Here is a 23,966-nt window from a genome sequence, read left to right on the forward strand (position 1 = left end):
CGCCAGCGTCGATACGATGGCAACGATCGTCCTGCCGGACGTGCCGGAATTCATCACGCCGCTGGTCTATGCGCTGCCGATCCAGATGCTGGCTTATCACACCGCTGACCTGATGGGCACGGACGTCGATCAGCCGCGCAATCTGGCAAAATCGGTAACAGTGGAGTGAAGCCATAAACCGACTAGCAATTCAAATAGCCGGATTGTTAGGCGGTACGGATATCACCGCATCGAAAGCAATTGAGTGACACAGTATCCGCTTGACCACCAAGCTCAACGCCTTACCGCAACTGGCGCGGTTGATGCCCGTCACCGCATTTTTTGCTTTGCGCAAATATGTTCTCTGCCTTATGCCTTAAACACTGACTGAACTGTTAGTGCATTATCACACGAAACGTGAAAGCTTTGCGGGCGCGACAGTGTGGTTTGAGTTCAGTGATAGGCATGCGGTCTGGAGTGCCGCGCATAACACCGGTGAGGAGCATTAAACGTGAGCAGCAATGAAACTTTCGCCTCGGGAACATTTGTCGGGCGAGCATGGAGCCCGACGGCCAAGGGGCCGGTTCTGGTGACTTTGCGCGAAGGGCGCGTCATCGACATTACCACCAAAGCTGCACCGACGATGCGCGACCTGCTTGAACTTGACGATGCGCTGGCTCATGTACGCGCAACCGCCGGACAGGATATCGGTTCGCTAGAAGCCCTGTTTTCCGGAAAGCCCGGCGATGAAAGCGCGCTGCATCTTCTGGCACCGAACGACCTGCAGTCGATCAAGGCCTGCGGCGTTACCTTTGCTCGCTCCATGATCGAACGCGTGATCGAGGAACGCGCTGCTGGCAATCCCGATCTTGCTTTGAAAATCCGCGAGCGTGTAGGTGCGATCATCGGCGACAGCCTGCGCAACCTCAAGGCAGGCTCGGAAGAGGCGGCCCGCGTCAAGGCGGCGCTGATAGAAGAAGGCGTCTGGTCGCAATATCTCGAAGTCGGTATCGGCCCCGACGCGGAAGTTTTCACAAAGAGCCAGCCCATGTCGGCGGTCGGTCATGGTGCGGAAGTGGGCCTGCATCCGATTTCCACCTGGAACAACCCGGAGCCGGAAGTGGTACTTGCGGTCAACAGTCAGGGGCAGGTTAAGGGCGCGACGCTTGGCAACGACGTGAACCTGCGCGACGTTGAAGGCCGTTCGGCCCTGCTGCTCGGCAAGGCCAAGGATAACAATGCGTCCTGTTCGGTTGGCCCATTCATTCGCCTGTTCGACGAAACCTATTCGATGGACGATGTGTGCTCGGCGGAACTGGCGCTGAAGGTCGAAGGACCGGATGGCTATGTTCTCAATGGCCGCAGCACCATGAAGGAAATCAGCCGTGATCCGCTGGATCTGGTTGCCCAGACCATCGGCAAGCACCATCAGTATCCGGATGGTTTCGTGCTGTTCATGGGAACGTTGTTTGCGCCTGTCGAAGACCGCGACACGCCGGGGCAGGGCTTTACTCACAAGATCGGCGATGTGGTGACCATCTCCAATCCGCAGCTTGGTGCGCTGACCAACACCGTGCGCCTGTCGACGGAATGCAGCCCGTGGCGGTTCGGCTCGTCGCATCTGATGCGTAATCTCGCATCGCGTGGCCTGATCTGATTTTATCGATTTGCGCGGCGGGTATGCCGCCGCGCACGTTACCTGAATGCTCAATAAGGGCTGTCGACGTTGCCCATCTCGACATAGACGGTCTTGATCTGGCTGTAATGGGCAAGGGCTGCAACGCCGTTTTCGCGCCCGATACCGGACTGCTTGTAACCGCCGAACGGCACTTCCACGGGCGTCAGGTTATAGGCGTTGATCCAGCAGGTGCCTGCCTTGATCTGGCCGATCACGCGGTGACCGCGCGCGATATCGGCGGTGAAAACACCCGCCGCCAGACCGAATTCGGTATCGTTAGCCCGTGCGATGACTTCATCTTCGTCCGAAAATTCCAGAACGCTCATGACCGGTCCGAAGATTTCTTCGCGCGCGATGGTCATGGTGTCGGTCACGTCGGTAAAGACGGTCGGTTCGATGAAGTAACCCTTATCGAAGCCCTGTAGCTTGGGAATGCCGCCGCCGCAGGCAAGCGTTGCGCCTTCGGCTTTGCCTTTTTCGATATAGGAGAGAACCTTGTCGCGCTGGGCGCTGTTGACGAGCGGCCCCATCTGGGTGGCTTCATCCAGCGGGTCGCCGATGCGAATCTTGCGCGTGCGCTCGACCAGCCGCTCGACAAAACGTTCGCGAACCTTCTTATGCACGAAGACGCGGGTGCCGTTGGAACAGACCTGTCCGGTCGAGTAGAAATTGCCCAGCATCGCACCGCCGATGGCGCTTTCGAGATCGGCATCGTCGAACACGATCAGGGGCGACTTTCCGCCTAGTTCCATCGTGACGTGTTTCAGATGTTCGCCTGCCTGCGCCATGATGCGTTTGCCGGTCGGAACCGAGCCGGTCAACGAGACCTTGGCCGTCTGGCGATGATTGACGAGCGCCGCGCCCACATCGCCGTAGCCCTGAACGACATTGAAGAGGCCATCGGGCAGCCCAGCTTCCTGATAGGCTTCCGCCAAAGCAAGGGCCGAGAGGGGCGTGTTTTCCGATGGTTTGAAGATGAAGGCGTTGCCCATGGCGAGTGCGGGAGCGGATTTCCACGCGGCGATCTGGATCGGATAGTTCCACGCGCCGATACCGACGCAAATGCCCAGCGCTTCGCGCCGCGTATAAGCGAAGGAACCGCCGAGTTCCACGAATTCACCGTTGAAGCCGGAAATAATGCCGCCGAAAAACTCCAGCGCATCGGCAGCCGAGGCCGCATCCGCAACCAGCGTTTCTTGAAGCGCTTTGCCGGTATCGAGCGTTTCGAGCTTAGAGAGCTTCTTGTTCTTCTCGCGCAGAATTTCCGCCGTCCGCCGCAAGATGCGACCGCGTTCGACGGGCTTCAACGCCGCCCATGCTTCCTGCGCCTTCATCGCCGCCGCATAGGCGCTTTCGATCACGCTTGGCGTGGCGGAATAAAGCTTGGCGATCTGTTCGCCGGTCGCCGGATAAATCACGGGAAGCGGCTTGCCGTTTTTGTCTTCCACGTATGACCCGCCGATGAAGTGCGAGGCCTTGGGTTGTGCTTTCATGGTGTGTTCCTTCGAAAAGAAGGGAATAGGGCAGTAGGGGAATAAGGGAGTATGTTTTGGCTGCGAACAACATACTCCCTTATTCCCCTATTCCCTTACTCCCCTAACTAGCGGTCCGACACCTGCCAGCGCGGATTGATCCACGGCTCCTGATTGGAGCGTGCCAGCGGTGTGCGGCCAAGGATATGATCGGACGCTTTTTCGCCGACCATGATCGATGGCCCGTTGAGATTGCCATTGGTGATGCGCGGGAAGATGGATGAATCCGCCACGCGCAAACCTTCAACGCCGATCACGCGGCATTCAGGATCGACCACCGCAAACGGATCGTCAACCGCGCCCATCTTGACCGTGCCGCACGGGTGGAATGCACTTTCGACATGCTCGCGGATGAAATTGTCGATTTCATCATCGGTCTGCACTTGCGCGCCGGGCTGGATTTCCGCACCGCGATAGGGGTCGAAGGCCGCTTGCCCGAAAATCTCGCGGGTCAGTCGCACGCAGTGGCGGAAATCGGCCCAGTCGTCTTCATGCGACATATAATTGAATTGGATGACAGGCTTTTCACGCGGGTTGGCGGAACGCAACGTCACGCTGCCACGCGACTTGGAGCGCATGGGCCCGACATGGGCCTGGAAACCGTGCGATTGCGCTGCGGCCTTGCCGTCATAGCGGATCGCCACCGGCAGGAAGTGATACTGAATATCAGGATATTCCACGCCCGCTTTGGAGCGCACGAAGGCGGCGGATTCAAAATGGTTGGTCGCGCCGTCGCCGGTTTTGAAGAACAGCCATTCGGCTCCGATCTTCGCTTTAGAGAACAGGTTCAGCTTGGAATAAAGCGTGATGGGTTGGGTGCATTCCTGCTGGATATAGACTTCCAGATGGTCTTGCAGGTTCTGCCCGACGCCGGGGCGGTCCGCTACTACCTCGATGCCGTGTTCTTTCAGATGCGCCGCCGGACCGATGCCGGACAACATCAAAAGCTTCGGCGAGTTGATGGAGGAAGCGGCGATGATCACCTCGCGCCGCGCGTGGATGGTCGAGAAACTGCGTCCCGCCTCGATCTCCACGCCAACGGCGCGCTTGCCTTCAAGCACGATCTTGCGCGCAAGCCCCTTGACCAGCTTGACATTCGGGCGCTTCAGCGCCGGTTTCAGATAGGCATTGGCCGCAGACCAGCGACGACCATTATAGATCGTCTGCTCCATGGGTCCGAAGCCTTCCTGCTTCTGGCCGTTATAATCTTCCGTCACTTCAAACCCGGCCTGATGGCCCGCTTCGACAAAGGCATGAAACAACGGATTGTCGCGCTTACCGCGTTGGACATGCAACGGCCCGTCGGTTCCGCGCCAGCCTTCTTGCCCACCATGCGCGTTTTCCATGCGCTTGAAATAGGGGAGCACATCGGCATAGGCCCAGCCCTGCGCGCCGCTTTCCGACCAGAAGTCGTAATCGCGGGCATGGCCGCGCACATACACCATACCGTTGATCGAGGACGAACCGCCCAGCACCTTGCCGCGCGGCGTGACAAGGCTGCGCCCGCCAATATGCGGTTCCGGCTCGGTGGAAAAACCCCAGTCATAGGTTTCCATATTCATCGGAAAGGAGAGGGCGGCGGGCATCTGGATCAGAGGCCCGACATCCGGGACGCCATATTCAATAACGATTACCGAATAGCGCCCGTCTTCCGACAGGCGATAGGCCATGGCCGAACCGGCGGAGCCGGAGCCGATGATGACGAAATCCGCTTCCATGCTCATGTTCCCACCGACAGCTGAACTGCAATATAATCTTCCACCAATGCAATGGCGGATTGGGCGTCGGGCGCGTCGGCACCGAGCGCATGACGAATGTAAAGCCCGTCGATCATCGCGCCCGCACCTTCAGCAATGCGTTGCGCCCGCTCGCGGCCCGTGAGTTGCTCCAGCGCGAAGACCAGATTGGAATGCAGGCGGCGCGCATAAATGCGCAAAAGTCGCCGCGTGTCTTCCGACTGCTGGGCGTGCACATAGAATGTCAACCAGGCGGCGATGGTTTCCTGCGTGAACTGCGCAGCGGAAAAATTGACGGCGATGATGGCTGCAATGCGTTCGCGCGGCGTTTCCGTCAGCTTCACAGCCTCATTGAGATCGCGGCCCAGTTCGCGCAGCAAATGGCGCATCGTGGCGAGGATGAGCTTGTCCTTACCGCCGAAATAATGATGCGCGAGCGCAGGCGAGACGCCCGCTTCATGGGCGATCTGCGCAACGGTCACATCCAGCGAACCGCGTTGTCCGATGGTGCGTATGGCAGCGTCGATCAGTTCACGCCGCCGCAGGGGTTCCATCCCGATCTTCGGCATCGTCTCAATCCTTGTCCGATTTTCAGACCTGTTGAGCTATTTTATCTTTGATTGACTCATCAATCAATAAAAACTGTGCCTTGGTTTGGATGGCGCGGACCGAGCGGGGAGAAGGCTTGCCGGGGCGTTACGCGCCGCCTACATTCATGAAATGAGCAGAGCTTTTACAAAAGAACAGGATGATGCGCCGACCGATCTCGGCGAGCGTCCGATCAGTCCGCATCGCAATCTTGTCACGCCGACCGGCCTGAAGATGATGGATGACGAGATTGCGCGTCTCCAGCGTGAACTTGCAGAAGCCAATGTCGCCGGTGAACGCTCGGCCATCGCGCGCATATCGCGTGACCTGCGCTATTGGACGGTGCGGCGCGAAACGGCGGAATTGTCCGTGCCGGATACCGACAGCGATGTGGTGCGGTTCGGCATGACCGTGGAGCTGGAAAATCTGGACGATGGCAACAGCCGGACATGGACCATCGTGGGCGAAGATGAGGCCGATCCGTCAAGCGGAAAGATCTCGCATGTCGCGCCGGTCGCCATCATGCTGTTCGGTAAGCCTGCTGGCGATGTGCTGAAGATCAACGGCAAGGATTGGGAAATCGTGTCGATCAAGGCTCAAATTTAGTCTTCCACCACCACGCTGTGATCGCGGAAGAAGGCGGCAGCACCATTTTCGTCGATTTCACCGGATGCTATACCCATTGTAAAACTGTAGAGCAGACCGTCATCGGCGGTGAGCATATAACCGTTGATCGCCAGAAAGGTGACCGCGGTAACAATTGCCGTGCGCTTGTTGCCATCCACGAAAGCATGGTTGCGACCCAGTCCGAAGACATAGGCCGCAGCGATGTCGGCATGATCGGGATCGCCGTAGACAACTTTGTTCTGCGCCCACCCCAGCGCGGATTCGAGCGCGTTTTCATCGCGCAGCCCCTGCGCGCCTCCATGCCGCTGCAACTGCTCGACATGGATGGCTTCAACAACGCGACGTGACAGAAAATGCCAGCTCATTCGGCGAGCTTCTGCAAGGCGACCTTATATTTGTCCATGACTCTGCGAGCCGCTTCCATCTGCTGCTCGAAACTGTCGTCTACGGGTTCCAGCGAAAGACCGCTCTGCGTCTCGACGAGTTGCAGCTTGTCGCCGGTTTTCAAATTTAGCCGTTCGAGCACTTCCTTGGGCAGGATCACGCCTTCGGAATTGCCGATCTTGCGCAAAGTGACGTTCATGGCTTTTCTCCTATGTTATAACCGATGATATAACATAGTTGCACTCTTGTCGAGAAGAGGGCTCAGAGCCAGCCTTTGCGGCGGAAATAATAGAGCGGCAGCAGGGCCGAGGCGACCATCAATCCGAGCGCCATCGGATAGCCCCAGGGCGATGTTAGTTCCGGCATGAAGGAAAAGTTCATGCCGTAGATGGACGCGACCAGCGTTGGCGGCATGAAGCCCACGGCGGCGACGGAGAATATCTTGATGATGGCATTCTGCTCAACCGAAATTAGTCCGACGATGGTGTCGAGCAGGAAGGTGACTTTGTTGGACAGAAAATCCACATAGGCAGTCAGCGATTGCATGTCGCGTTCCAGGGACTTGATCCAGGAGCGGGTTTCCTTTTTTCCCGTCGCCGGATTGCTGGTTGCTGAAAGATAGACCAGCATGCGGCTTATGCCTGCAAGACTTTCACGCATGCGCGACAGAAAGGTTCCCTGACCGCCGATCTGGGTCAATATGTGCCGGAAATCCTGCGTCGTCATTGGTCGCGCCTTCGGCTGGCGGCGATAGATGGAGTGCGAAGCGGCGTCAATCTTGCCCGCCACACCTTCCAGAATATCCGCCAGGCGATTGGTGGTGGCTTCGGTGATGCCGAGCATGATCGAAAGCCCGGTGCATTTGGCGGAAATCAGCCCGTTACCCGGCTTGGTGGAGCGCAGAATATAGGTGGTGAAGGATTTGGGGTCGGCATAGCGCACGGTAATCAGGCGCGAGCCGTGCAATATGAAGGTCACCGGCGCGAGTTCGCGATGATCGAGATCGACGGCATGGAGGATGGGCACGGTGAGATATTGTGCGCCGTTTTCCATGTAAAAGCGGCTCGATTCCTCGATCTCGGTCATGTCTTCGCGGGTAGGGATGGCAATGCCGGTCCACGCCTCGACAATATGATCTTCATTGACGCCGGGTGTGGAAAGATCGATCCAGATCACGCTGTCCGGTAATGGTGTGCCCGGTTCGACTTCCGTTTTCTCAAGGTGATCTCCGGAAAGGCTGTAGAGCGTGATCATGCTGGCACCTGCTGGCTGCGAATGAAAATACAATCTGCGCGAAAATTGTTAGAGCATTTTGAAGCCAAATGAAAATATTTGGGCGCACGCAAGTGCGGGATTAGCCCGGACTGTGACAAGATAATCGCGCCTGTTGACAGGTTTAGCGCGCTCCGCTAATTCATCAAGTCATCCGATGAATTTGGCAAGCTCTATGAAGACGGTTTCACGCAAAAGCCTGACGGAAGCGGCGACGCAATCCATTCGTTCCGAAATCACGTCGGGGCGCTGGGCTGTGGGCGAGCAACTGCCGAATGAAGCCCAGCTTTCGGCGCGGCTTGGTGTCAGTCGTGGCACGGTGCGCGAGGCCGTCCGGGCGCTTGTGGCACAGGGCATGCTGGAGACACGTCAGGGCTCGGGCACCTATGTTCGTTCTAAGGCCGACACGGCGCGGAGTCTGAACCGCATACGCCATACAAGCTTGCGCGACCGGCTTGAAATGCGTGCGGCGCTGGAAGTGGAGGCTGCGCGCCTGGCCGCGCAACGCATAACGCCGCAGACGATTGCGCATCTGGAATCTATGCTGGCTTCACGCGGTCTGCGCGAGGAGACCGACCGGGCGACGTTCGTTGAGCGCGATTTTGCATTCCATGAAGCCATCGCCGCAGCTTCCGGCAACGATGCGCTGATCGAAGTTTATGGCTTCTTTTCCGCATCGATCCGCGAATCGATTGAAGCCACGCTGGATGGCGAACTGCCGGAACCGGATTATGAGGCGCATCGCCAGATCGTTGATGCCATCGCGACCGGCGACCCGGACAAGGCCAGCGCGACGGTTCGTCGTTTTATGGCGCCGCTGATTGAAGAACTGGAAAGGTTGCTCGCATCATGAGCCGCATCAATGCCGTGCCTCCCGCAGCACGGGTGGAGTACACCATGCCATCGCAGCCGGAACAGCTTGTTGATGCTGAAGCGGACAGCGTTCCGCCGCCCTCTGCGCCGCAAATGCCGAGCAAGGCTTCACGCATCCTGCTGGGGCTGAGCCTGGTGCTGATTGCCGCCAATTTGCGGCCGGTTTTCTCCAGTGTTTCGGTGCTTTTGCCGGAAATCATCGATGGAACCGGCATGTCGTCGCTGGCCGCGGGCGTGCTGACGACTTTGCCGGTTGTCTGCCTTGGCGCGTTCGCGCCTTTCGCGCCGCGTCTCGCCCAGCGTTTCGGCGCCGAGCGTGTGCTGCTGGCCGTGCTGGTTGTGCTGACCATCGGCACGGCGCTGCGTGGTGTCGGGTCTTTCTGGTCGCTCTATATGGGCGCAACACTCGCCGGGGCGGCGATTGCCATGGGCAATGTGCTGCTGCCAGGGGTGGTGAAGCGCGATTTTCCGAAGACCGCCGCGATCATGACCGGTCTTTACACCATGGCGCTTTGCGGTGGTGCAGCTTCGGCGGCGGGCTTCACGATCCCGATCAAGAACATGCTTGGCGGCTCGTGGAATCTCGCTCTGGCGTTCTGGGCCATTCCGGCGGCGCTGGTTCTGGTGTTGTGGCTGCCGCAGGCGCTGCGCAGCAAGCACAATGTCGCGCATTCGGGCCTCCGCGTCGTGGGCCTTTGGAAAGATCCGCTTGCCTGGCAGGTGACGCTTTTCATGGGGCTGCAATCGTCGACGGCCTATATCGTGTTCGGCTGGCTGGCGCCGATCCTGCGCGAGCGGGGTATGAGCCCGGCTGCGGCGGGCGGTCTGGTGTCGTTTTCGATCATGGCGCAGGTCGTGACATGCCTGCTGATCCCGTCCATTGCGGTGCGTCAGAAAAGCCAGAGCTTTATCAATGTCTTTCTCTGCGCCTGTGCATCGCTTGCGCTGATCGGCTTTCTCTATCTGCCGCAATGGAGCTTCTGGATACTGGCAATCATTCAGGGCATCGGGCAGGGCGGATTGATTGCCGCTGCAATGATGGTGATCGTGCTGCGCTCGCCGGATTCGCATACGGCGGCGCATCTGTCCGGCATGGCGCAATGCGTCGGCTACATTCTCGCGGCCATCGGGCCGCTGGTCGTCGGCATGATTCACAGCGCGACGGGAAGCTTTGCCGCAAGCGGCCTTTTCTTTGTGATTCTGTGGATCGGGGCCAGTATTAATGGCTGGCTGTCAGGACGCGCCCGCCATGTGGGGGCGAGAACGATAAACAAAGAGGCATAAACAAAAACCCCGGCATTGCCGGGGTTTTTTCATTACAGAGTGTTCGTTCTCAGACGAACTGGCCGAGACCCGGGATCGAGCCGATCACCGCATCGACCGGTGCATCGCCGGCCTTTTCCTTGGCGAAGCGGATGGTTTCTTTGGCGACGCCGGAAATTTCACCCATGCCGAGACCAGCGCCCATGAGCTGCGAGCCAAGGCCCATCACGCCACCCATCAGGTTGGACAGAAAGCCGCCGCCCTTGACCTGCGCAACGGCTTCTTCCGCACCCGGAATAGCGGCCAGAAGCTGCTGAACCTGATCCGCCGGGCCTTCCTTCTGAAGGAATGCGAGGATCATGCCGACAGACTTTTCTGCCGTCGCGGCATCGATGCCGACATTCGAGGTGATGCGTGCGATCAGTTCTTCCATGGAAACTCTCCCAAAAATCTTACGTTTACGTAATATGCATTCTCGCTATCGCTTTGCAAGCTTGTCCGGATCAAAAATATAGGGAAATTTTTCAGCTTTTGTGACAGCAAAACCGGTTCTCTCTGTGGAGCATGGGCTTTATCGTTGTCGCATGACGATGCGGCAGTTATATCTGAAAAAACTGCGCTGTGGATGTGCCGGTCGAAATGAGGAGCAAATCGCCTGATGACTGCTGACGATGCAATTTTCCTTGGCGCAAGCCGCAAGCCCGACGATTCCTACCAGCAGCCGGAATATCTGGCGCTGAAATATGGCAACAGGCACGGTCTGGTCACCGGCGCGACGGGTACGGGTAAGACCGTGACCTTGCAGGTGTTGGCGGAAAGCTTTTCCGCCGCCGGGGTGCCGGTCTTCTGTGCCGATATCAAGGGCGATCTGTCGGGCATTGCCGCTATCGGCGTTGCAAATGACGGCCTGAACAAGCGGGCCGAGGAAATCAAGCTCAAGCCTTACGAGCTGCGCGCATCGCCGGTCATTTTCTGGGATATTTTCGGCGAGCAGGGACACCCGGTTCGCGCCACCATTTCCGAAATGGGGCCGCTGCTGCTGTCGCGCCTGATGAACCTCACGGAAGCGCAGGAAGGCGTGTTGAATATCGCTTTCCGCCTCTCGGACGAAGAAGGCCTTCTGCTGCTTGACCTCAAGGATCTTCAGGCGATCCTCAAGGAAATGGCGGATCGTTCCGCCGAGCTTTCCGGCAAATATGGCAACGTCAACAAGGCGTCGGTCGGCGCGGTGCAGCGTTCGCTGCTGGTGCTTGAACAGCAGGGCGGGGCCAAATTCTTCGGCGAACCGGCTTTGACCATTGCCGACCTGATGCGCACGACGACGGACGGGCGCGGCGTGGTCAGCGTGCTTGCCGCCGACAAGCTGATGATGAGCCCGCGCCTTTATTCGACGTTTCTACTCTGGCTGATGTCGGAACTGTTTGAAGCGCTGCCGGAAGTGGGCGACCCGGACAAGCCAAGGCTGGTCTTTTTCTTCGACGAGGCGCATCTTCTGTTCGATGAAGCGCCGAAAGCGCTGGTCGACCGTGTCGAACAGGTCGTGCGTCTGATCCGTTCCAAGGGCGTCGGCGTCTATTTCGTGACGCAGAACCCGCTCGACGTGCCGGAAACGGTTCTGGCGCAGCTCGGCAACCGCGTGCAGCATGCGTTGCGCGCCTATACGCCGCGCGAGACCAATGCGGTGAAAACCGCCGCCGATACGTTCCGTCCCAATCCGGATTTCAAGACCTTCGATGCAATCACCAATCTGGCGACGGGCGAGGCGCTGGTCTCGACCTTGCAGGCCAAGGGCGTGCCGTCCATGGTGCAGCGCACCCTGATCCGCCCGCCATCGTCGCGCATCGGCCCGCTGACGTCGGAAGAACGCGCCAGGATCATCGCCGCAAGCCCGGTCTCGGGTCAGTACGATACGGTTGTTGATCGCGATTCAGCATTCGAGATGCTGGCGCGCAAGGCGCAGAACGCGACGGTCGAGCAACAGAAAGCCAAGCAGGAGGAAGAAGGCGGCGGCGGAATACTTGGCGACCTCCTCGGCACGGCATTGGGCACGGGCAAGCGCTCAGGTCGTCAGACCGTTGCGGAAACAGCCATGAAGTCCGTCGTGCGTACGGTCGGCAATTCGCTGGGTCGCGCATTGGTGCGCGGCATTCTCGGCAGTTTCAAGAAGTAAGGGAATAGGGGAATAAGGGAGTAAGGGATAAGATTTTCAGGCGGCAAAAACATACTGCCCTATTCCCTTACTCCCCTACTCCCTTAACTCACATCACCAGGATCTGAGACTTCGGCGGCACGCGATCGTAAAGATCGATGATATCCTGATTGAGGAAGCGCACGCAGCCCGACGAAACCGCTTTGCCGATCGACCACCATTCCGGATTGCCGTGCAGGCGATAGAGCGTGTCCTTGCCGTCCTGGAAGATGTAGAGCGCACGCGCGCCAAGCGGGTTCTTAAGGCCCGGAGCCATGCCGCCATTGGCAGCGCTGTACTGGACCAGTTCCGGCTGACGGGCTACCATTTCATCCGGCGGCGTCCAGCGCGGCCACTGGCGCTTGTACTGGATCACAGCGCGACCGGACCATGCAAAGCCTTCTCGACCGATGCCGACGCCATAGCGCAGCGCCTGACCATTATCGAGCACGAGATAGCAGAAGCGGTTGGAGGTATCGATGACCAGCGTGCCGGGCATTTCGCCGGTCGGGTCCTGTACGACCTGACGCAGATAACGCTTGTCCATCTTCTGGATCGGGATCGCCGGAAGCTGGAAGCCGCCATCGTTGACGGAAGCATACATCTGCTCCCAGCCGCCAAAGGACGAATCCACATTGGCCTGCGGCGTTCTGTTGATCGGGTTGCCGGACGCATCGACATCGATGATAGGAACATTCTGTCCCAACTGGGCGCAACCGGCGAGACCGGCAGCCGCAGTGGCAGTCATTGCCGTCAGGAAAGAGCGGCGGGTGAGGGTCGTTTGCATAAGAAAACCAGACTAGTGACGGGAGGGTTACGAATACAACAATCAGGGTTAACGAAGTGCGACCAAACCAGATATGGTAGAGGCGCCGTGGGTGGAAGGCACGGACTCGGGTAAGTGTTTCCCGAAGCCTGAAGATTTGACTGACCGGAAAACGCCCTAGAATTGTGGCGCCGAGCCGGTGTGAATAGGGCCTAAAAGTGGCGAAAAGCCCCCCGTTGCACGCGTGTTGCGCTCACGACACAATTTTGCGGGCAATCAGCCTATTTGGAAGAAGCCCGGTAATTCAAATTTTAGTGAAATATTCTTTTTCGCCGCTTGGCGTGTCAGCCAAGAAGCTGGAGACTCGGCAAAATCAGGGCAGGCGCGAACGCTTTATACTCGTCCGGTTGGCCCGAACGATTGATCCACACGCCGCGCATGCCGAACTTGACCGCGCCCGCCACATCCCAGCGATTGGACGACTGGAAGGAGATCGCGGACGGATAAAGCCGCCATTGCATGGTGATCAGCTCATAGGCCGAAGGCGAGGTCTTGTATTTGCGCACGGCATCGACCGAAATGACATCATCGAGAAGAACGTCGAGGGCCGCCGATTTCACGGCGGCTTCCAGCATGGCAGGCGAGCCGTTCGACAGGATGGCCAGTCGTGCGCCGCGATCCTTAAGATTTTTGAGCGCTGCGGGGACTTCCGGATAACAATCGAGTTTCCAATAGGCGTCGAGCAGGTCGTTGCGCAGCGACGGATCGACGGAAGGATAGCGCGCAAAGGCGAAATCCAGCGACTCTTCCGTCAGCTTCCAGAAGTCGCTGTAAGCGCCCATCAGGCTCAGCACCCATGAATATTCAAGCTGCTTGGCGCGCCACAGTTCCGAAAAGGCGCGCCCGTCGGGCCCGGCCTTGTCCGCATGCCGCCGCACCGCCGAATGGACATCGAACAATGTGCCATAGGCGTCGAAGACATAGGAACTAATTGTACCGGACACGGTTACCCCTTTATCGATGCGGCGATGCGGAAATCCTGAATGGGGTTCATCCTACTGTGATTTCAATAATATTTCATTGCCGCTCACGCGGTTGGGGCCTATGTAGAGTCCGCACGCAATTTTTCGGGTAGGCAACCGCATTGCCCGCCGCGCGTTGAGAGATAAAGAGGAGAGTTTCCAATGGCTTTCGAACTGCCCGCCCTTCCATATGACTATGAAGCACTTGCGCCTTTCATGTCGCGCGAGACGCTTGAACTCCACCACGACAAGCACCATCAGGCTTATGTCACCAACGGCAACAAGCTGCTTGAAGGTTCCGGCCTCGAAGGCAAGAGCCTGGAAGACATCGTCAAGGAAAGCTACGGCAAGAATCAGGGCCTCTTCAACAATGCCGGCCAGCATTACAACCACATCCATTTCTGGAAGTGGATGAAGAAGGGCGGCGGCGGCAACAAGCTGCCAGGCAAGCTTGAAAAGGCAATCGAATCCGATCTCGGCGGCTTCGCCAAGTTCCGCGAAGATTTCATCGCTGCTGGCGTCGGCCAATTCGGTTCGGGCTGGGCATGGCTCTCGGTCAAGGACGGCAAGCTGGAAATCTCCAAGACGCCGAATGGCGAAAACCCGCTGGTTCATGGCGCAAAGCCAATCCTCGGCGTCGACGTGTGGGAACACTCCTACTATGTCGATTATCGCAACCTGCGTCCGAAATATCTCGAAGCTTTCGTCGACAGCCTGATCAACTGGGATTACGTGCTGGAAATGTACGAACAGGCATAATGCCAACCCATTGATGTTATGGGAAAAAGCCCCGTCCATGCGGGGCTTTTTTTGTATGCATTCGGAATGGCGAGGCTTTTTTCTTCTTATTGAGCTGTCCAGTAAAATGCTCAAATTAAACAGTACTAATTCTATCATGTTTTTCACGTTATCGTGAAGGAATTGTATAAACCTCTGTAATGTGCGCGTTTTACTTTTCTTGATGGTGATATGTTGGGAACGATCGTTGCAATGGCAGAGATTGTATCGGATATTTTGCCAATAGATCGGTTTTGTTCAATGAAATGCGGAGGACTACATGCGCTTGTTTTTTCCTGCACTTGGTTCTGCGGCAGTGCTCGTCGCCAGTATCGGGTTGGCACAGGCCGATGCGATTGCTGATCGTCAGGCCATCATGAAGGATCTGGGCCGTTCGGTTGGCCAGATCGCGCCGGTGGTCAAAGGCGAAAAGCCGTTCGATGCAGCGGCGGTTCTGGCGGCGCTTGAGAAAATTGACGCCGACGCCAAAAAGCTCGATGTCGATACGCTGTTCCCGGCGGGGTCAGATCAGGGCGACACCGAAGCTTCGCCGAAAATCTGGGAAAACAAGGACGATTTCGTCAAGCATGTCGAAAAATTCCGCACCGATGCAGCCGCTGCTCTGGCTGCCAAGCCGCAGGATGTAGATGCGCTGAAAACGGCATTTCAGCAGGTCGCTGCCAATTGCGGTTCCTGCCATCAGGCCTATCGCGTCAAGAAAAACTGATCAGCTTTGCAAGACCGGCAGTTTCGTTTGATACCGAAACTGCCACAATGGAATGGGTAGGATGGTCCGCAAACTGGCATATGCCGCGGGCGCTGTGCTTGTCATTGGCGCTGCCGCCTTCTGGATTCTGACCACGCCGCAAAAAGTGGATAGCGCCGTTCTGGCTTCCATGAAGCCCGGCGATGCGGTGCGGGGTGAACAGGTTTTCTGGGCGGGCGGTTGCGCCTCTTGCCATGCGGCGCCGGGCGCTGCAGGCGATGCGCGCAAGGTGCTTGCTGGCGGGTATGAGCTGGTCTCGGATTTCGGCACCTTCGTCGTGCCCAATATTTCGCCGTCCGAACAGGGCATCGGCACCTGGACCATTCAGGATTTCGCCAATGCCATGCTCAAAGGCGTCGGAAAGCAGGGCGAGCATCTCTACCCGTCCTTTCCCTACACATCCTACACCCGAATGGAGCCGCAGGATGTGGCCGACCTCTACGCGTTTATGAAGACATTGCCGCCATCGGATAATGTCGCAGCACCCCACAAGCTTGGATTTCCCTTCAATATTCGCCGCAGCCTCGGCATCTGGAAGCATCTTTACCTGTCGGATGCGCCCGCCGTGGATATTGCCGATGCATCCGACCTCGTGACGCGCGGACAATATCTGACCGAAGCGCTCGGTCATTGCGGCGAGTGCCACACCCCGCGCAATCTGATTGGCGGGCTGCAAACCAGCCAATGGCTGGCGGGCGCGCTATCGGCGGAAACCGGCAGCGACGGTAAGAAGAGCGTGGTTCCGAATATCACCACCGGCGAGGGCGGTATTGGCGATTGGAGCGAAAACGATATCGCCTATGCGCTGCAAAGCGGCTTCACGCCCGACTTCGATTCGCTTGGGGGATCGATGACGGACGTGGTGTCCAATATGGCGCATCTGACCGAGGCCGACCGCGCTGCAATCGCAGCCTATCTGAAAGCCATTCCACCGCATGCCAATGGCTATAAGACGCAATAACAGGTTTAGGCGGTTTTGATTTCTTCCAATTCGAGTTCTTCGATCATGGTTTGCCGCATGACGAATTTCTGGATTTTCCCGGTAACGGTCATGGGGAATTGATCGACAAAGCGGATATGCGCCGGGATTTTATAATGGGCGATCCGCTGCTGGCAGAAGCTGACCAGTTCCGCTTCGTTCAGGCGTCCGTCCTGACTGAGCTTGACCCAGGCGCAGATAACCTCGCCAAACCGGCGGTCGGGAATACCGAAAATCTGCACATCGCTGATCGCCGGGTGGGTGAACAGGAACTCTTCGATCTCGCGGGGATAGATGTTCTCGCCGCCGCGAATGATCAGGTCCTTGATGCGCCCGACAATGTTGCAATAGCCCTCCGCATCGATGGTGGCGAGGTCGCCGGTATGCATCCAGCCCGCATCATCGACAGCGCCCGCCGAGCTTTGCGGATCGTTCCAGTAACCGCGCATGACGCTATAGCCTCGCGTCAGCAACTCGCCCTTTTCGCCGCGTGGAACAATCCGGCCATCTGCATCGACAATCTTGACTTCCAGATGCGGATGGATGCGGCCAACGGTTGAAACGCGCCTTTCCAGCGGGTCGTTGGTCGAGCTTTGAAAACTGACGGGGCTCGTTTCGGTCATGCCGTAAGCGATGGTGATTTCGCTCTGGTGCATTTCGCTGATCACCCGGCGCATGATTTCGACTGGGCACGGCGATCCGGCCATGATGCCGGTGCGCAAGCTCTGAAGATCAAAGGTTGCGAACTCGGGATGATCCAGCATGGCGATGAACATGGTCGGCACACCATGCAGTCCGGTGCATTGTTCATCCTGCACCGTCTGCAATGTCAGAAGCGGATCGAAACTGTCATTCGGGATCACCATGCAGGCGGCATGGGTCATGCAGGCCAGATTGCCGAGCACCATGCCGAAGCAGTGGTAGAATGGTACGGGAATGCACAGCCGGTCCTGTTCGGTGAGGCGCATGGCTTCGCCGACGAAAAAGCCGTTATTGAGAATATTGTGGTGGGAGAGGGTTGCACCCTTGGGACTGCCCGTGGTGCCGCTGGTAAACTGGATATTGATCGGATCGTCGAATTGCAGCTCCTCCGACAGCCGGCGCAGTTCGTCGCGCGCGGCCTCATCGCCTGCGACGGCAACCGCATCGAAATTCATCATGCCAGCGGTCTGTTCTTCGCCAAGCCGGATCACACAGCGCAGGGCAGGCAGCCGTTCCGCCACGAGATGGCCAGGCCGCGCGCTATCGATTTCCGGCACGATAGAGCGCAATATATCCAGATAATTGCTGGTCTTGAGCGATGGCGCGAGGATCAGCGCCGAACATTCGACCTTGGCAAGCACATATTCCAATTCATGCGTCCGATAGGCCGGATTGATATTGACGAGGATCAGGCCCGCTTTCGCCGTGGCAAACTGGGTCAATATCCATTCCAGATTGTTTGGCGACCAGATGCCGACCCGTTCGCCGGGGCGCAGGCCAATGGCGAGGAGCCCTTCTGCAAGGGCGTCAACGCGAGCGTTCAATTCTGCATATGTCAGGCGGATATTCTGGTGACGGACGACCACTGCTGCCCGGTCGGGATATTGCCGGGCGATGCGGTCGAGATGATTGCCAATCGTATCGCCGATCAGAAGCCGGTCACTCGCGCCATGAACATAGCTCGCCTGCTGCATAGTCGATCCTCCCAAATCGATTTCAGCCCCCCGATAGTGTTCTTCTCGTTCCCCTTATGCGGCCCCGCGCTTATCGTCCGACAATGATATTGCCATTTTATGGTGCTGCCAAAAATTGCAGTTTTTTGGGCGGCGTTTATCGCTTGATGCAGCGGGCAACTGTTGCCGGACCGGCATTGGTATATTTGCTCTGCATGGTATAGAGCCAGCCTTTGCACTCGGACAGGTTGGTGAAGCAGCGCATGCGATCGACTGGAACGATGCCGTCCATGCTGACCATGGGGGAATCGTCCACACCGCTGAACTGACCGAAAATAATGCCGCTGCCCTTTGGCGGCGCGCTGCAGCGCCGTCCCGCATATTCGCTCACGTCTTTCCGCACTTGCGCATTCGCGCCCGTGGTGGCGGGCACAAGGGCTGGAAGCGCCAATGCCAAGCTCGCCAGAAAAGTCACGCATCCGGTTTTCATGATGCAATCTCCATGACGACATTCAATCTGCGATAGTATAGGGCGTTGATTGTCAAACGTGTAGCTGCTTTTCATTTGCTCCAGCGAGATAAACCCCCTGGAGCGTGATCGTGTATCAACCTTCGAAGCCTGTAACCTTGCCCACGACTTTCAGCGCGAAAGCCTGCGTATAGGCGACTTCTTCCAGCCGCGAAAAACGGCCCGAAGCGCCCGCATGGCCGGCATCCATATTGATGCGGAACAGCACCGGGTGGTCATCGGTTTTCAACTCGCGCAGCTTGGCAACCCATTTCGCCGGTTCCCAATAGGTGACGCGCGGGTCTGTCAGGCCTGCAACAGCCAGAATGGCCGGATAGGCTTGCGCCGTCACATTGTCATAAGGCGAATAGGCGGCGATGGTGCGATAATCCGCTTCCGAGGCAATCGGGTTACCCCATTCCGGCCATTCCGGCGGGGTGAGTGGCAGCGTATCGTCGAGCATGGTGTTCAGCACGTCGACAAACGGCACTTCCGCGATAATCCCGCCAAAGGCTTCCGGCGCGAGATTGGCGACCGCGCCCATCAACATGCCGCCAGCGGAGCCGCCATGGGCGACGATGCGGTCATGACTGGTGAAACCTTCGCTGACCAAATGCTTGGCGGCGGCGATGAAGTCGGTAAAAGTGTTCGTCTTCTTGTCGCGCTTGCCGTTTTCATACCAGGCAAAGCCCTTGTCCTTGCCGCCGCGAATATGCGCAATGGCGTAGACGAAGCCGCGATCCACCAGCGACAGGCGCGATGTGCTGAAGCTTGCCGGAATGGTGATGCCATAGGAGCCATAGCCGTAGAGCAGGCACGGAGCCGAACCGTCCAGCCTGGTATCCTTGTGATAAAGGATCGAGACCGGCACCAGCTCGCCATCGGCTGCGGGCGCAAGGATGCGGCGCGTCACATAATCGTCGATATCATGGCCGGACGGCACTTCCTGCGTCTTCAGAAGCGTCCGCTCGCGGGTGCGCATATTGTAATCGAAGAGCTGTTCCGGCGTCGTCATCGACGAATAGGAGAAGCGGATGACCTCGATGTCGTATTCGGCGCTGCCATGCAGGCCGAGCGAATAGGCTTCCTCGTCAAAGGCAATGGCATGTTCTTCGCCGCTCTTGCGATCCCGAATGATGATGCGCGGCAGGCCGTTGTCCCGCTCGATCCAGACGAGGTGATGCTTGTAGGCAGAGTGGGACAGGATCAGGCGGCCCGGCTTTTCCGTCACCACATCCACCCAGTTTTCCGGCTGCGGCGCGCTGGCTGGCGCTTTGCAGATCTTGAAATCCTTCGCGCCATCGGCATTGGTCAGAATGAAAAATTCATCGCCGCCCGGCGCAATGTCGTATTCCGTGCCGCTTTTGCGCGCCATGATCAGTTCCGGCTTGGCCGCCGGATCATTGGCGGGCAGCAGCCAGCATTCCGATGTTTCGTGGTCGTGAATATCGATGAAGATATAGTCGTCCAGCGCGGAGCCGCCGACGCCGAGGAAGAAGCCAGCGTCCTGTTCTTCAAAGATCAGCCGGTCTTCGGACTGGTCGGTGCCGATGCGGTGATAGAATACTTTCGATGGGCGATGGTTTTCATCAAGCCGTGTATAGAAAAAGCCTTTGCTTTCCGCATCCCACGTGCCGCCACCATTGGTATCGGTGACGATGTCCGAAAGTTCCGCCATGGTCGTGAGATCGCGAACCTTCAGCTTGTAGAATTCCGATCCCTTGTCGTCATAGCCCCAGATCAACAGATTGTGATTGGGGGCATGGTCTGCCGAAGCAAGACGGAAATAGGCCTTGCCTTCGCCTTCCTTGTCGCCGTCGAGCAGGATTGTTTCGGCACCGCCGTCGCGCGGCGTGCGGATGAAATAGGGCTGCTCGCCGCCGGTGCGGTATGAAACGCCGTAAGCATAGGGGCCATCCTTCAACGGAACCGACGAATCATCTTCCTTGATGCGGCCGCGCATCTCCGCGAAAAGCTCTTTCTGCAGGGCTTCCGTGTTCTGCATCAGGCTTGCCTGATAGGCGTTCTCGGCATCGAGATGTTTGCGTATTTCCGGGGAAAGAACCGACGGGTCCTTGAAGACGTCCTGCCAGTTTTCCGCACGAAGCCAGGCGTAATCGTCGGTGCGGGTGATGCCGTGGCGGGTGTCGCTATGCGGATGTTTCGGGGCGTGCGGAGGCTGTGGCGGGCGAGCGTTATGAGGCATTCTGAAATCCGATGAACATTGTTTCAAATTGTTGCGGATCGCTTTAACGACCCTTTGGAAAGGCGGATATTGAGGCATATATAGTTTCAGGCACGGTCGAAAGCGAGTTGATTTCAATGAAATATATTTAAGCTATGCCTTTTTCGCGCCCGATTTTAGAGGCAGTGCTGCAATCAGCAAAATGTGTTTGTTTCGCGAGGCCAGATCATAGCTTAAAGCAAAAACGGTTGCTAAACTTGGTCATGCAAATTATGCGAGCCGTGCTGAAAAACTATATGCGGTTGCTTTATCGTCAATAAACGATGCGCGCCATGATTGTGCCAGTGAGATTGCCGGGGTGCTATTTCCATGAAAAGGCTTTGTTTTCGTTCTTTTTATTTGTGGCTTAAAGAATAATAGGCTATTATTAATGTAGTTTCGCACAACAATTCTATTGCAAAAGATCATGATAGTTGTTAAGTGCGGTCATAAAAGAGCTAGGTAGAGTTCTGAGATACGCAATCCCGACTTCAGATGTGTCATCGATGCCGAAAGTTGCGGAAAAACAAAAACATAAGAAGTAAAAAAAGGAAAACCGATGGAAAATCTGGATACGCACGACGAAAGCGCAGAACTGCTTCTGAGCCTGACCGCGGATGTTGTCGCTGCTTATGTTGGCAATAATTCGATTCGTGCGGGCGAGCTGCCGCTGTTGATTGCTGATGTTCATGCCGCTTTCAAGCGTCACGTGGAACGTGAAGAAGCGCCGGTTGTTGTTGAAAAGCCGAAGCCAGCCGTCAATCCGAAGAAGTCGGTTCATGACGACTACATCATCTGCCTCGAAGACGGCAAGAAGTTCAAGTCGCTCAAGCGTCACCTGATGACCCATTACAACATGACCCCGGAACAGTACCGCGAAAAGTGGGATCTCGATCCTAACTACCCGATGGTTGCTCCGAACTATGCTGCCGCTCGTTCGCGTCTGGCAAAGAAGATGGGCCTCGGCCGCAAGCCGAAGGGCGCTTAATCAGCGATCCTGACGGCGCATCGCGAAGACCGTGAAGCGGTTTTCGGATATTAATGTGCCTGAAGCAAAAATATGGAGCGTGCCCTGACCTGCCATGAGCAGGCCCGGGCGCGCTCTTTGTGTTTTAGCACTGTGCTTCTCGTATTTGAGCTTTCGATTTGGACGCGACAAAGATTGTTTTATATCGAGATGGGCTTTTGCTTGTGATTGCTATCAGGCGCGGTCGTTCGAATGCGTCGGCGTTGACTATAACTCTTTCGCGGGCCGCGTATATGTGCAGCAACATCACGATCGGCTTTGCCTTCCAACCTGTCGAGCGCCTGTTTTAAGGCAATGTGGCGGTTGAGATCATAACTCCAGTGACCACTGGTGCCCTTGAGGCGTTCGCGTTCGATCAGTCGCGTGAGGCGGCGCGCTGCTTGCTGCTTTTCCGTCTCCGATGCCTGCACCAGCCAGTCGATATCGATTCCCGCCACGATTTGCAGGGCCACGCGCTGCATGGCGCTCATCCGGTCTTGCTCCCGTTCGGCGAGAAAGATTCTGCGGGCCTGTTCCAGCGCTGTTTTCATACGCCTTGTCCTCGTTTGTCGATACAAACAGGATCGGCGATTTCTGTATGGTGTGGATAATATTCCTAAAATCTGTGAATCTGTTTGACGGGCGGAGGGACGGTCGGTTTACTCTCGGTGTCGCCGATCTTGCGGATGGCTGTTGAAAAACGCTCTCTAAAGCAAATAGTTAGAGAAACCCTTGGGGTGGGCGGTCAGGTGGCTCAAGCCAAAGCGCCAGAAGCGTCATCCTCCAACGCGGTGCCGGACACTCCAAACTTTATCCCGCAAACTTATCCTCCCTTGCAATTTTCTCATTATAAGAAGATATTCCTATTCAGATGAGGGAAGATGAATGTCTTTGGAACTAACGGATGTCATTCATACGCGGGCAGATGCTTTTGATGCTTTGCGGTTGATCGCGGCACGACATGGGAGGCCCCTTCTTCTCGACCCCGTTGAGGGATTGCCAGATCGAAAGCGGCAGGAATACAGCGTCCAATTGTGCGAAACGCTGATTGATCTCCTCGTGGCGTCGTTCGGTGTGGATGGCAAGGAACTGCGTGCGCCAACCCGGTGCAGGCGCAATGTGGCGCGGGTCAGGCAGATCGGCATGTATGTGGCGCATACGTCCTTCGGTCTGGCCATGCGGGAGGTGGCCACCGGCTTTGCGCGGGATCGCACAACGGTGATGCATGCCTGCCATCTCGTGGAAGATATGCGCGATGATGTCGATTTCGACGCCATCGTGACCGCCTTTGAGCGCATCGTGAATTCGGCTTTTTCAACCTGGAGGATGGCGGCATGACCACACAGATCTCGACGTCCGAAATGCGCGTGATGCGGTTCCTCAAAACAGGTGCTTGCGAAATGCAGGATTCGGTTCGCGATTCGCATATGCTGCTGGTTGGCGAGCAGGGGACGATTGCGGTTGCCCGCGATGAAGTCGCCGCCATGTGCGGCGAAGGTTTGCTGCGGATGGACGGTCAGAAGCTGGCGCTCTCCGGTAATGGGCGTAGGCGCACGCAATCGACCAAAATCGCGCCGCCTGAGCCAGATCATGGCGGCGGGCGGGTGACGGCGCTGATTGAACTGGCATCGGGGGAGAAGGTCGAGGTCAATCTGGCGGAATCGCCGCTGGCCATGCTCTATCGCCGTAAAGGTCCTGACGGCAATGCCTTCATTTCGGAGGATGAGTTCCACGCAGGAGAACGCTTGCGGGCGGATTTCACGCGGGGTTCGCTGATGCCGTCGATCACGTCGCGCTGGGATATCAGCGTTGGCGGCGGCGGGCGCGGTGGGGCAGGCGGCATGGCGGAACTGACCGACATCGCACTTGCGAGCCGAATGCGGGTGGAGCGGGCGCTGGAGGCGGTCGGGCCGGAATTAAGCCGCGTGCTGGTCGATGTTTGCTGTTTCCTGAAAGGGCTGGAGCGGGTGGAGCGCGAGCGTCAATGGCCGGTGCGTTCCGCCAAGGTCATGCTGAAAGCGGGCCTCGCCATGCTGCACCGGCACTATAATCCGCCACGTGACAGTGATCGTCGCCGGGGCGTGGTGCTGCATTGGGGGGCGGATGACTACCGCCCCGCAGCGCGGCCTCATACGAGGTGAGG

Annotated in this window: 23 protein-coding genes and 1 pseudogene; 11 read left to right on the top strand and 13 right to left on the bottom strand. The window is 57.5% G+C overall.

Translation table 11 applies throughout. The annotated features are described in order from the left end of the window. The first annotated feature begins 490 nt into the window (after positions 1 to 490). Positions 491 to 1,636 carry a fumarylacetoacetate hydrolase family protein gene (locus D8666_RS00005; RefSeq protein WP_121535435.1) on the top strand — a complete coding sequence of 382 codons (1,146 nt, stop codon included), beginning with the start codon at positions 491 to 493 and terminating at the stop codon, positions 1,634 to 1,636. Between the two features lie 50 nt (positions 1,637 to 1,686). Here D8666_RS00005 and betB read toward each other — a convergent pair whose 3' ends face one another. The 3 genes from betB to betI form a co-directional block, all read right to left on the bottom strand. Beyond that, entirely contained in the window at positions 1,687 to 3,150 is a 1,464-nt protein-coding gene (gene betB / locus D8666_RS00010; RefSeq protein WP_121535438.1) for a betaine-aldehyde dehydrogenase, read from the bottom strand. A gap of 107 nt (positions 3,151 to 3,257) precedes the next feature. Next, on the bottom strand, positions 3,258 to 4,907 hold the full coding sequence (gene betA, locus D8666_RS00015; protein WP_121535441.1) for a choline dehydrogenase: 1,650 nt from the start codon (positions 4,905 to 4,907) through the stop codon (positions 3,258 to 3,260). A 2-nt stretch (positions 4,908 to 4,909) separates the two neighbouring features. Then, complete coding sequence (betI, locus tag D8666_RS00020) at positions 4,910 to 5,494, bottom strand: transcriptional regulator BetI (protein WP_121535444.1); 585 nt, start codon at positions 5,492 to 5,494, stop codon at positions 4,910 to 4,912. Positions 5,495 to 5,645: 151 nt separating this feature from the next. Between betI and D8666_RS00025 the strand changes: the two genes are divergently transcribed. Continuing rightward, positions 5,646 to 6,119, top strand: a complete 474-nt coding sequence (locus D8666_RS00025; RefSeq protein ID WP_121535447.1) for a GreA/GreB family elongation factor — start codon at positions 5,646 to 5,648, stop codon at positions 6,117 to 6,119. On the opposite strand, the gene D8666_RS00030 is transcribed toward D8666_RS00025, so the two are convergent. From D8666_RS00030 to D8666_RS00040, 3 genes are all read right to left on the bottom strand, one after another. Further along, a complete protein-coding gene (locus D8666_RS00030; RefSeq protein WP_121535450.1) occupies positions 6,116 to 6,505 on the bottom strand; it encodes a type II toxin-antitoxin system death-on-curing family toxin in 390 nt (129 codons plus the stop codon). The genes D8666_RS00025 and D8666_RS00030 overlap by 4 nt on opposite strands. Continuing rightward, entirely contained in the window at positions 6,502 to 6,723 is a 222-nt protein-coding gene (locus D8666_RS00035; RefSeq protein ID WP_109368573.1) for an AbrB/MazE/SpoVT family DNA-binding domain-containing protein, read from the bottom strand. Before D8666_RS00035 ends, D8666_RS00030 begins: the two co-directional genes overlap by 4 nt. Positions 6,724 to 6,785: 62 nt before the next feature. Beyond that, positions 6,786 to 7,778, bottom strand: a complete 993-nt coding sequence (locus D8666_RS00040; protein WP_109370193.1) for a magnesium transporter CorA family protein — start codon at positions 7,776 to 7,778, stop codon at positions 6,786 to 6,788. 193 nt (positions 7,779 to 7,971) lie between these two features. Here D8666_RS00040 and D8666_RS00045 point away from each other — a divergent pair, with 193 nt between their 5' ends. Together D8666_RS00045 and D8666_RS00050 are read left to right on the top strand one after the other, a co-directional pair. Continuing rightward, on the top strand, positions 7,972 to 8,649 hold the full coding sequence (locus D8666_RS00045) for a FadR/GntR family transcriptional regulator (RefSeq protein WP_109368574.1): 678 nt from the start codon (positions 7,972 to 7,974) through the stop codon (positions 8,647 to 8,649). Between the two features lie 44 nt (positions 8,650 to 8,693). After that, complete coding sequence (locus D8666_RS00050) at positions 8,694 to 9,953, top strand: CynX/NimT family MFS transporter (protein WP_371830786.1); 1,260 nt, start codon at positions 8,694 to 8,696, stop codon at positions 9,951 to 9,953. Positions 9,954 to 10,002: 49 nt separating this feature from the next. On the opposite strand, the gene D8666_RS00055 is transcribed toward D8666_RS00050, so the two are convergent. Beyond that, positions 10,003 to 10,365 (bottom strand): hypothetical protein, encoded by a 363-nt coding sequence (locus tag D8666_RS00055; RefSeq protein WP_109368576.1) that lies wholly within the window; start codon positions 10,363 to 10,365, stop codon positions 10,003 to 10,005. 225 nt (positions 10,366 to 10,590) lie between these two features. Here D8666_RS00055 and D8666_RS00060 point away from each other — a divergent pair, with 225 nt between their 5' ends. Continuing rightward, positions 10,591 to 12,102: a helicase HerA-like C-terminal domain-containing protein gene (locus D8666_RS00060; RefSeq protein ID WP_121535456.1), complete on the top strand. Its 1,512-nt coding sequence runs from the start codon at positions 10,591 to 10,593 to the stop codon at positions 12,100 to 12,102. Positions 12,103 to 12,190: 88 nt separating this feature from the next. Here the strand turns inward: D8666_RS00060 and D8666_RS00065 are convergent, their stop codons facing one another. After that, positions 12,191 to 12,907 carry a L,D-transpeptidase gene (locus D8666_RS00065; RefSeq protein ID WP_109368578.1) on the bottom strand — a complete coding sequence of 239 codons (717 nt, stop codon included), beginning with the start codon at positions 12,905 to 12,907 and terminating at the stop codon, positions 12,191 to 12,193. A gap of 323 nt (positions 12,908 to 13,230) precedes the next feature. After that, positions 13,231 to 13,890, bottom strand: a complete 660-nt coding sequence (locus D8666_RS00070) for a haloacid dehalogenase type II (protein ID WP_235858862.1) — start codon at positions 13,888 to 13,890, stop codon at positions 13,231 to 13,233. Between the two features lie 180 nt (positions 13,891 to 14,070). Here D8666_RS00070 and D8666_RS00075 point away from each other — a divergent pair, with 180 nt between their 5' ends. The 3 genes from D8666_RS00075 to D8666_RS00085 all read left to right on the top strand — a co-directional run bounded on the left by D8666_RS00075 (position 14,071) and on the right by D8666_RS00085 (position 16,412). Next, complete coding sequence (locus tag D8666_RS00075; RefSeq protein WP_121535459.1) at positions 14,071 to 14,667, top strand: superoxide dismutase; 597 nt, start codon at positions 14,071 to 14,073, stop codon at positions 14,665 to 14,667. Between the two features lie 298 nt (positions 14,668 to 14,965). Then, complete coding sequence (locus D8666_RS00080; protein WP_109368580.1) at positions 14,966 to 15,412, top strand: c-type cytochrome; 447 nt, start codon at positions 14,966 to 14,968, stop codon at positions 15,410 to 15,412. Between the two features lie 61 nt (positions 15,413 to 15,473). After that, positions 15,474 to 16,412 carry a c-type cytochrome gene (locus tag D8666_RS00085; protein ID WP_121535462.1) on the top strand — a complete coding sequence of 313 codons (939 nt, stop codon included), beginning with the start codon at positions 15,474 to 15,476 and terminating at the stop codon, positions 16,410 to 16,412. Positions 16,413 to 16,417: 5 nt separating this feature from the next. Here D8666_RS00085 and D8666_RS00090 read toward each other — a convergent pair whose 3' ends face one another. From D8666_RS00090 to D8666_RS00100, 3 genes are all read right to left on the bottom strand, one after another. Further along, the gene (locus tag D8666_RS00090; RefSeq protein WP_121535465.1) at positions 16,418 to 18,106 is read right to left on the bottom strand and encodes an AMP-binding protein; all 1,689 of its coding nucleotides are present in this window, start codon (positions 18,104 to 18,106) and stop codon (positions 16,418 to 16,420) included. 136 nt (positions 18,107 to 18,242) lie between these two features. Continuing rightward, positions 18,243 to 18,575, bottom strand: coding sequence for a metallophosphoesterase (locus D8666_RS00095; protein ID WP_121535468.1), 333 nt, complete (start codon positions 18,573 to 18,575; stop codon positions 18,243 to 18,245). A 115-nt stretch (positions 18,576 to 18,690) separates the two neighbouring features. Further along, complete coding sequence (locus D8666_RS00100; protein WP_121535471.1) at positions 18,691 to 20,799, bottom strand: S9 family peptidase; 2,109 nt, start codon at positions 20,797 to 20,799, stop codon at positions 18,691 to 18,693. Between the two features lie 577 nt (positions 20,800 to 21,376). Between D8666_RS00100 and D8666_RS00105 the strand changes: the two genes are divergently transcribed. Then, the gene (locus D8666_RS00105) at positions 21,377 to 21,805 is read left to right on the top strand and encodes a Ros/MucR family transcriptional regulator (protein WP_109368585.1); all 429 of its coding nucleotides are present in this window, start codon (positions 21,377 to 21,379) and stop codon (positions 21,803 to 21,805) included. Between the two features lie 287 nt (positions 21,806 to 22,092). Here the strand turns inward: D8666_RS00105 and D8666_RS00110 are convergent. Beyond that, positions 22,093 to 22,374: pseudogene (locus D8666_RS00110) on the bottom strand (cytoplasmic protein); the annotation flags it as partial. 340 nt (positions 22,375 to 22,714) lie between these two features. Here D8666_RS00110 and D8666_RS00115 point away from each other — a divergent pair. Then, on the top strand, positions 22,715 to 23,161 hold the full coding sequence (locus tag D8666_RS00115; protein ID WP_121536280.1) for a helix-turn-helix domain-containing protein: 447 nt from the start codon (positions 22,715 to 22,717) through the stop codon (positions 23,159 to 23,161). After that, the gene (locus tag D8666_RS00120; RefSeq protein WP_121535474.1) at positions 23,158 to 23,964 is read left to right on the top strand and encodes a DUF6456 domain-containing protein; all 807 of its coding nucleotides are present in this window, start codon (positions 23,158 to 23,160) and stop codon (positions 23,962 to 23,964) included. Before D8666_RS00115 ends, D8666_RS00120 begins: the two co-directional genes overlap by 4 nt. Positions 23,965 to 23,966: the final 2 nt, after the last annotated feature.

It is taken from the genome of Ochrobactrum soli (assembly GCF_003664555.1).
Lineage (GTDB): Bacteria > Pseudomonadota > Alphaproteobacteria > Rhizobiales > Rhizobiaceae > Brucella > Brucella teleogrylli.

Coding starts and splice junctions, on each gene's coding strand:
- D8666_RS00030 (WP_121535450.1), bottom strand. CDS start 6,505: ATGAGCTGGCATTTTCTGTCACGTCGCGTTGTTGAAGCCATCCATGTC.
- D8666_RS00040 (WP_109370193.1), bottom strand. CDS start 7,778: ATGATCACGCTCTACAGCCTTTCCGGAGATCACCTTGAGAAAACGGAA.
- D8666_RS00075 (WP_121535459.1), top strand. CDS start 14,071: ATGGCTTTCGAACTGCCCGCCCTTCCATATGACTATGAAGCACTTGCG.
- D8666_RS00065 (WP_109368578.1), bottom strand. CDS start 12,907: ATGCAAACGACCCTCACCCGCCGCTCTTTCCTGACGGCAATGACTGCC.
- betI (WP_121535444.1), bottom strand. CDS start 5,494: ATGCCGAAGATCGGGATGGAACCCCTGCGGCGGCGTGAACTGATCGAC.
- D8666_RS00120 (WP_121535474.1), top strand. CDS start 23,158: ATGACCACACAGATCTCGACGTCCGAAATGCGCGTGATGCGGTTCCTC.
- D8666_RS00085 (WP_121535462.1), top strand. CDS start 15,474: ATGGTCCGCAAACTGGCATATGCCGCGGGCGCTGTGCTTGTCATTGGC.
- betA (WP_121535441.1), bottom strand. CDS start 4,907: ATGGAAGCGGATTTCGTCATCATCGGCTCCGGCTCCGCCGGTTCGGCC.
- D8666_RS00045 (WP_109368574.1), top strand. CDS start 7,972: ATGAAGACGGTTTCACGCAAAAGCCTGACGGAAGCGGCGACGCAATCC.
- D8666_RS00080 (WP_109368580.1), top strand. CDS start 14,966: ATGCGCTTGTTTTTTCCTGCACTTGGTTCTGCGGCAGTGCTCGTCGCC.
- D8666_RS00055 (WP_109368576.1), bottom strand. CDS start 10,365: ATGGAAGAACTGATCGCACGCATCACCTCGAATGTCGGCATCGATGCC.
- D8666_RS00095 (WP_121535468.1), bottom strand. CDS start 18,575: ATGAAAACCGGATGCGTGACTTTTCTGGCGAGCTTGGCATTGGCGCTT.
- betB (WP_121535438.1), bottom strand. CDS start 3,150: ATGAAAGCACAACCCAAGGCCTCGCACTTCATCGGCGGGTCATACGTG.
- D8666_RS00100 (WP_121535471.1), bottom strand. CDS start 20,799: ATGCCTCATAACGCTCGCCCGCCACAGCCTCCGCACGCCCCGAAACAT.
- D8666_RS00035 (WP_109368573.1), bottom strand. CDS start 6,723: ATGAACGTCACTTTGCGCAAGATCGGCAATTCCGAAGGCGTGATCCTG.
- D8666_RS00025 (WP_121535447.1), top strand. CDS start 5,646: ATGAGCAGAGCTTTTACAAAAGAACAGGATGATGCGCCGACCGATCTC.
- D8666_RS00105 (WP_109368585.1), top strand. CDS start 21,377: ATGGAAAATCTGGATACGCACGACGAAAGCGCAGAACTGCTTCTGAGC.
- D8666_RS00050 (WP_371830786.1), top strand. CDS start 8,694: ATGCCATCGCAGCCGGAACAGCTTGTTGATGCTGAAGCGGACAGCGTT.
- D8666_RS00060 (WP_121535456.1), top strand. CDS start 10,591: ATGACTGCTGACGATGCAATTTTCCTTGGCGCAAGCCGCAAGCCCGAC.
- D8666_RS00090 (WP_121535465.1), bottom strand. CDS start 18,106: ATGCAGCAGGCGAGCTATGTTCATGGCGCGAGTGACCGGCTTCTGATC.